This is a genomic window from Pseudomonas sp. (genome assembly GCF_048269965.1).
In the GTDB taxonomy this organism is placed as follows: domain Bacteria; phylum Pseudomonadota; class Gammaproteobacteria; order Pseudomonadales; family Pseudomonadaceae; genus Aquipseudomonas.
Map to the genome: position 1 here is coordinate 1 of NZ_JBLWTV010000049.1, position 5,698 is coordinate 5,698.

The 5,698-nt window shown below is 63.9% G+C and carries 6 protein-coding genes and 1 pseudogene; 5 read left to right on the forward strand and 2 right to left on the reverse strand.

Translation table 11 applies throughout. The features are described from left to right. From dctP to dctM, 3 genes are all read left to right on the forward strand, one after another. Window positions 1–632: TRAP transporter substrate-binding protein DctP (dctP, locus tag ACN0X6_RS24795; RefSeq protein ID WP_417707998.1), on the forward strand; the 632-nt coding region annotated here is incomplete at its 5' end. Between the two features lie 264 nt (window positions 633–896). Continuing rightward, complete coding sequence (locus ACN0X6_RS24800) at window positions 897–1,523, forward strand: TRAP transporter small permease (protein ID WP_023445785.1); 627 nt, start codon at window positions 897–899, stop codon at window positions 1,521–1,523. Continuing rightward, a complete protein-coding gene (dctM, locus tag ACN0X6_RS24805) occupies window positions 1,523–2,803 on the forward strand; it encodes a C4-dicarboxylate TRAP transporter large permease protein DctM (RefSeq protein WP_102833203.1) in 1,281 nt (426 codons plus the stop codon). The genes ACN0X6_RS24800 and dctM overlap by 1 nt, the downstream gene beginning before the upstream one ends. A 76-nt stretch (window positions 2,804–2,879) precedes the next feature. Here the strand turns inward: dctM and ACN0X6_RS24810 are convergent, their stop codons facing one another. Then, window positions 2,880–3,488 (reverse strand): 2OG-Fe(II) oxygenase, encoded by a 609-nt coding sequence (locus tag ACN0X6_RS24810; RefSeq protein WP_023445783.1) that lies wholly within the window; start codon window positions 3,486–3,488, stop codon window positions 2,880–2,882. Between the two features lie 154 nt (window positions 3,489–3,642). Here ACN0X6_RS24810 and ACN0X6_RS24815 point away from each other — a divergent pair, with 154 nt between their 5' ends. Then, window positions 3,643–4,407 (forward strand): hypothetical protein, encoded by a 765-nt coding sequence (locus ACN0X6_RS24815; protein WP_417708002.1) that lies wholly within the window; start codon window positions 3,643–3,645, stop codon window positions 4,405–4,407. Window positions 4,408–4,412: 5 nt separating this feature from the next. Here the strand turns inward: ACN0X6_RS24815 and ACN0X6_RS24820 are convergent, their stop codons facing one another. After that, window positions 4,413–5,351, reverse strand: coding sequence for an alpha/beta hydrolase (locus ACN0X6_RS24820; protein WP_417708004.1), 939 nt, complete (start codon window positions 5,349–5,351; stop codon window positions 4,413–4,415). 84 nt (window positions 5,352–5,435) lie between these two features. On the opposite strand from ACN0X6_RS24820, the pseudogene ACN0X6_RS24825 reads away from it, so the two are divergent. Next, a pseudogene (locus tag ACN0X6_RS24825) lies at window positions 5,436–5,698 on the forward strand (thiol-disulfide isomerase); the annotation flags it as partial.

Genomic DNA, 5,698 nt, shown 5'->3' on the forward strand with positions numbered 1-5,698 from the left:
AGAGCGAAGCTGGTCAAGGCCTGCTGCGTTCCATGGAAGACAAGAACATCACCGGCCTGGGCTACTGGCACAACGGCATGAAGCAGCTGTCGGCCAACAAGGAACTGCGTGAGCCGAAAGACGCGCGCGGCCTGAAGTTCCGCGTACAGGCTTCTGCAGTGCTGGACGAGCAGTTCAAGGCGCTGCGTGCCAACCCGCGCAAGATGAGCTTCGCCGAGGTTTACCAGGGCCTGCAGACCGGCGTGGTCAACGGTGCCGAGAACCCCTACTCGAACATCTACTCGCAGAAGATGCACGAAGTACAGAAGCACATCACCGAGTCCGACCATGGCCTGCTGGACTACATGCTGATCACCAACACCAAGTTCTGGGACGGCCTGCCTGCCGATGTACGTGGCGAGCTGGAAAAGATCGTGGAAGAAGTCACTGTTGAAGTGAACAAGCAAGCCGACGCCCTGAACCAGAAGGCCAAGGCTGACATTCTTGCCGCCGGCACCACCGAAATTCTGGTGCTGACCCCGGAAGAGCGTGCCAAGTGGCGCGAAGCCATGAAGCCGGTGTGGAAGAAGTTCGAAGGCGAAATCGGTGCTGACCTGATCAAGGCCGCCGAAGCTGCCAACCAGGCTAAATAAGCCTTGCCGGGGGGCGGACACCCCGCCCCTTTGCTGCACCACCCAGTGATACCCGACAGCTCAGTGAAAAAACAAAGCAGCTAGCGAAGACGAAGCCCGCACCAAGGGCAGACAGGTCAGGCCAAGGCGATCCCGGGCTGAGCCGCTTCGATGGCGACAACAAGAGTTTTTCATTGCTCTGTCTCCCAGCCTGCCCCGGCTGGTTCACGGCGCACCTCCGTGCTGCCTTCGATACAACAAGCAGTCCATCGGGAGATGTCATCCATGAACGCCCTCTGGCGCGTCTGGGACCACTTCGAGGAAGGTTTCATCGCCTTTCTGTTGGCCGCCATGACACTGGTGACCTTCGTCTACGTGATCCTCAACAACCTCTACACACTTTTCTACGACCTGGGCGACCGGTTCGAGGGAAGCGCCGACTTCTGGTTCGCCATCGGTGACTTCATCATCGGCCTGGCCCAGTCCATGACCTGGAGCACCGCGCTGACCAAGGCGCTGTTCGCCTGGCTGATCTTCTCCGGCCTCGCCTATGGCGTGCGCACCGCCGGCCACATCGGCGTCGATGCACTGGTGAAGCTGGCGCCGCGACACATCCAGCGCGTCATCGGCATCATCGCCTGCCTGCTCTGCCTGGGTTACGCCGGTCTGCTGACCGTGGCCAGCTTCGAGTGGATCCAGGCGCTGTTCGTTGCCAACATCGGCGCGGAAGACCTGGGCCATGTCGGCGTCAAGCAGTGGCACATCGGCATGATCGTGCCGTTCGGCTTCGCCATGGTGTTCATCCGTTTCGCCGAAATCTTCGTGCGTATCCTGCGCAACGAGCAGACCGGCCTCGGCCTCGCTGATGAAGCGGCCGATGCGCTCAAGCACGGCGAAGAGGAGCCCAAGTAATGACCATCCTGTTCCTGTTCGTCGCCCTCTTCGTGCTGATGTTCATCGGCGTGCCGGTGGCCGTATCCCTCGGCCTGGCCGGTTCGCTGACCATCATGATCTTCAGCCAGGACTCGGTGCGCTCGCTGGCGATCAAGCTGTTCGAGACCTCCGAGCACTACACCCTGCTGGCGATCCCGTTCTTCCTCCTGGCCGGCGCCTTCATGACCACCGGCGGCGTGGCGCGTCGCCTGATCGACTTCGCCAACGCCTGTGTCGGCCACATCCGTGGCGGCCTGGCGATCGGTGCGGTGCTGGCGTGCATGCTCTTCGCAGCGCTGTCCGGCTCGTCGCCAGCCACCGTGGCCGCGGTGGGTTCCATCGCCATCGCCGGCATGGTGCGCTCCGGTTATCCGCAGGCCTTCGGCGCTGGCATCGTCTGTAACGCTGGTACCCTGGGCATCCTGATCCCGCCGTCGGTGGTCATGGTGGTCTACGCCGCGGCTACCGAGACCTCGGTCGGCAAGCTGTTCATGGCCGGTGTCGTTCCGGGCATCATGCTCGGTCTGGCGCTGATGGTGGCGATCTACATCATCGCGGTGAAGAAGAACCTGCCGGCACTGCCGCGCGCCAGCTTCCGCGAGTGGCTGTCCGCCGCGCGCAAGGCGGTCTGGGGCCTGCTGCTGATGGTGATCATCCTCGGCGGCATCTACTCGGGCATGTTCACGCCCACCGAAGCGGCAGCGGTCGCGGCGGTGTATTCGGCCTTCGTGGCGATCTTCGTCTACAAGGACCTCAAGCTGCGCGAATGCCCGAAGGTACTGCTGGAGTCGGGCAAGCTGAGCATCATGCTGATGTTCATCATCGCCAACGCCATGCTCTTCGCCCACGTGCTGACCACCGAGCAGATTCCGCAGGCGATCACTGCCTGGGTCATCGAGGCAGGTCTGCAGCCGTGGATGTTCCTGCTGGTGGTGAACATCGTGCTGCTGGTGGCCGGCGCCTTCATGGAGCCGTCGGCGATCATCCTGATCCTGGCGCCGATCCTGTTCCCGATTGCCATACAGCTGGGCATCGACCCGATCCACCTTGGCATCATCATGGTGGTGAACATGGAGATCGGATTGATAACGCCACCGGTGGGGTTGAACCTGTTTGTCGCCTCAGCGGTGACGGGCATGCCGGTGACCCAGGTGATCCGCGCAGTGCTGCCATGGCTGGCGCTGATGCTGAGCTTCCTGGTGATCATCACCTACGTGCCGTCAATTTCCCTGGCGCTGCCGAACATGCTGGGCATGTAGCCCGAAACACTTACTTCCCTTTAGCCCGGCCTGTGCCGGGCTTTTTTTCGTCTGCGCAAATGTCGATGCGGGCTCGTCAGAGCGCCAGCACATCGGCCGGCCGCCGACGGAACCAGCCGGTCAGCGACAGACGGTCGGCCTGGGTGACCAGCACTTCATGGGGGAAATCGCCGGAGAGAAAGACCACCAGATTGCCGGCCAGCGGCGGCACGTCCAGTTGCGAGCCGTCGGGCATGTGCATGCGCAGTTCGCCGGCATGGCCGGGCTGCCAGTCCGGGTTCAGATAGAGCACGGCGGTCACCGAGCGGCTGTCGTCATCGCGAAAGCGGTCCAGGTGCGTCTGATAGAAGGCGCCCGGCGGGTAGAAGGCGAAATGGCACTCGAACTCTTCCAGCCCGAGGAACAACTCGCGGTTAAGCTGCTGGCGCAAGCCGTCCATGAGTTCGAGATAGTCGTCGCAGACTGCAGACTGGCCCGGTTCGAGCCACTGAATATGGTCGCTGCGAATGCCTTCGCGCACCGCCTGCGCCTCGCCGCGGCCGACCCCTGCCGGTGCCAGCGCACCCTCGGCTTCCCGCCTGCGGCACTCGTCGGCCAGCTTGTGGGTCACATCACTGGGAAGGAAAGAACTCTGCACCGACCAGCCGCGCTCGGCCAGGTCGTCGATGATCGAAGAGAACGGCAAGGAAGTGACTCCGAAGGGATACCGCAGGAGTCTAGGGTCTGTTGAGACTCCGCTACAAGCTGCGTCGCTGCGCCAAATGGCAGCAGTAACCGTGCGCCTCGACAAGCACGCGTCGACGCACGGAAAATGAACCGCCCGCCAGACAGGAGCTTCCATGCGCGCCCTCTTGACCTGTGTACTGCTGACCTTGAGCGTCAGCAGCTTCGCCGACACCTATCAGGAACTCTACGAAACCGCCGGCTGGACCGAACAGCGCGCCAATTTCGGCGATGCCCTGACCGCGGCCCAGCAACGCTACAAGGACACCCTGCCACCGGCGGTATTCCAGGCACTGGTGACCAACAGCAACCGCCGCTTCGCCGCCCATGCCATCGACCAGCGCGCACAGCAGGCATTGCGCGGCAACCTGGCCGAGCCGCAGCCGGCGCTGGAATTCTTCCAGTCGACCCTGGGACGCAAGATCGTCTCGGCCGAAGTGCTCGCCGCACGGCGCGAACAGCTGGCCAAGCACGCCGCCGGCCTGCCGCGGGTGCAAGCCGGCAGCAACCGACAACTGCTGATCCGCCACCTGGCCCAGGCGCTGCCAGCCAGCGAAGCGGGCGCGGAAGTCAGCCTGGCACTGGCCGGCGTCGCCGCCGACAGTCTCAGCCAGATGATTCCCGGCCTGCTCGGTGGCAATCAGGCGCAGAGCCTGCTGAGCAGCCAGCGCCAACGCATGATCGAGCAGATAGAGGCCGATCTCGACAACACGCTGCTGTACGTCTATCGCGACCTGTCCGATGCCGAACTGGAGGAATATGTGACATTCGCCCAGTCGGACGAAGGCAAGGCCTATTACCAGGCCGCGCTGCAGGCGCTACGCGCCGGCCTGGCGGTGGGCATGAGCGGCGCCGAGCTGGAGCCGCAGCAGGGCATCTGATCCCGCTATCTGAGGCGCTCGCGCAGGAAGTCGAAGTACGCCTGGCGCAATTCCTCGCGCTCGTTCACCAGATGGTGGCGCGCCTCGGGCAGTCGCAGCACCTCAGCACTTGGGAACTTGCGCTGCAGAATCGGCAGGTTGTACTGCCAATCCACGGTCATGTCCGCCTCGCCCTGAATGATCAACGGCGCGTGCCTGCTGTCAGCCGCACCCTCGATACGGGGAATCCAGCGTGACAGGGCGCCGACCCAGGCCGTGGGCAGGATGTCCGGCTGCAGCGGGTCCTGGCTCTGGACGAATTCGAGGAAGGCCGGGTCGCCGGAGTTCTCGCTGAACGTTCGTGGGATCTGCTGAACGAAGCGCCGCAGCAACTCGTAGCTGATGCGCGAGCGCAGCCAGGCGCGCGGGCGAACCAATGGCGCCAGCAGGATGGTGCGCCCCAGGTCGGGGTTTTCGGCCTGATGCAACAGGTGATCCAATGCGATGGCACCGCCGGTACTCTGGCCAAGTAGGTGCCAGGGACGCGGCAGATCGAGCTGGCGTGCCTGTTCGAACAGACCGCTCAGCACCGCCTGGTATTCGGCAAACTCGTTGATGCTCGCCCGGGGACCGCTGGACAGCCCATGGCCCGGCAGGTCGCAGGCGAGCACGGCGAACCCCATCTCCAGTCCCCAGTCGACCACATGGCGATACAGGCCCATGTGGTCGTAGTAGCCGTGCAGGATCAGCAGGCTGGCGTGGGGCTGCTCCGGCCACCAGGCCTGAGCGACGACATCGTAGTCATGCACGCGAAAGCGCCCCAGGCGGCGCTGGACCTGCGTGCGATGCGGCAGGTCGAGCCCGTAATAGGCCTGGTAATGGAGAGTTTCGGCGCTTGCGGCGACCGCCTCGGACAGGGCGGGCAGGCTGTTACGCAGGCGCTCGGGATCGATACGCGAGGGCATGGAAATTCTTCGATTGCGTTGATCTGGGATATTCAGCTCTGCGCCGCCCCATGGCAAGCTTGCGCACCCACATCGGAGCCCGCCATGAGCGCTCGTCGCAAATACCTGATCGCCGCACTGATCGCCCTGCTCTGGGGCGGCGCCATGCTGGCTGCGTTCTGGTGGTTCGAGGCGCGCTACCTGCGCACCTTCGACGGCGAGCGCGCCGAGCTGTTCTCCGGCGACGCCCTTCGCCTGCCGGCCGAGCTGCAGGGCCCGGGACCAGTGCGCTTCGTGCATTTCTGGGACCCGGGATGCCCGTGCAACGTCGGCAATCAGCAGCACCTGGAAAAACTGCTCAAGCGCTT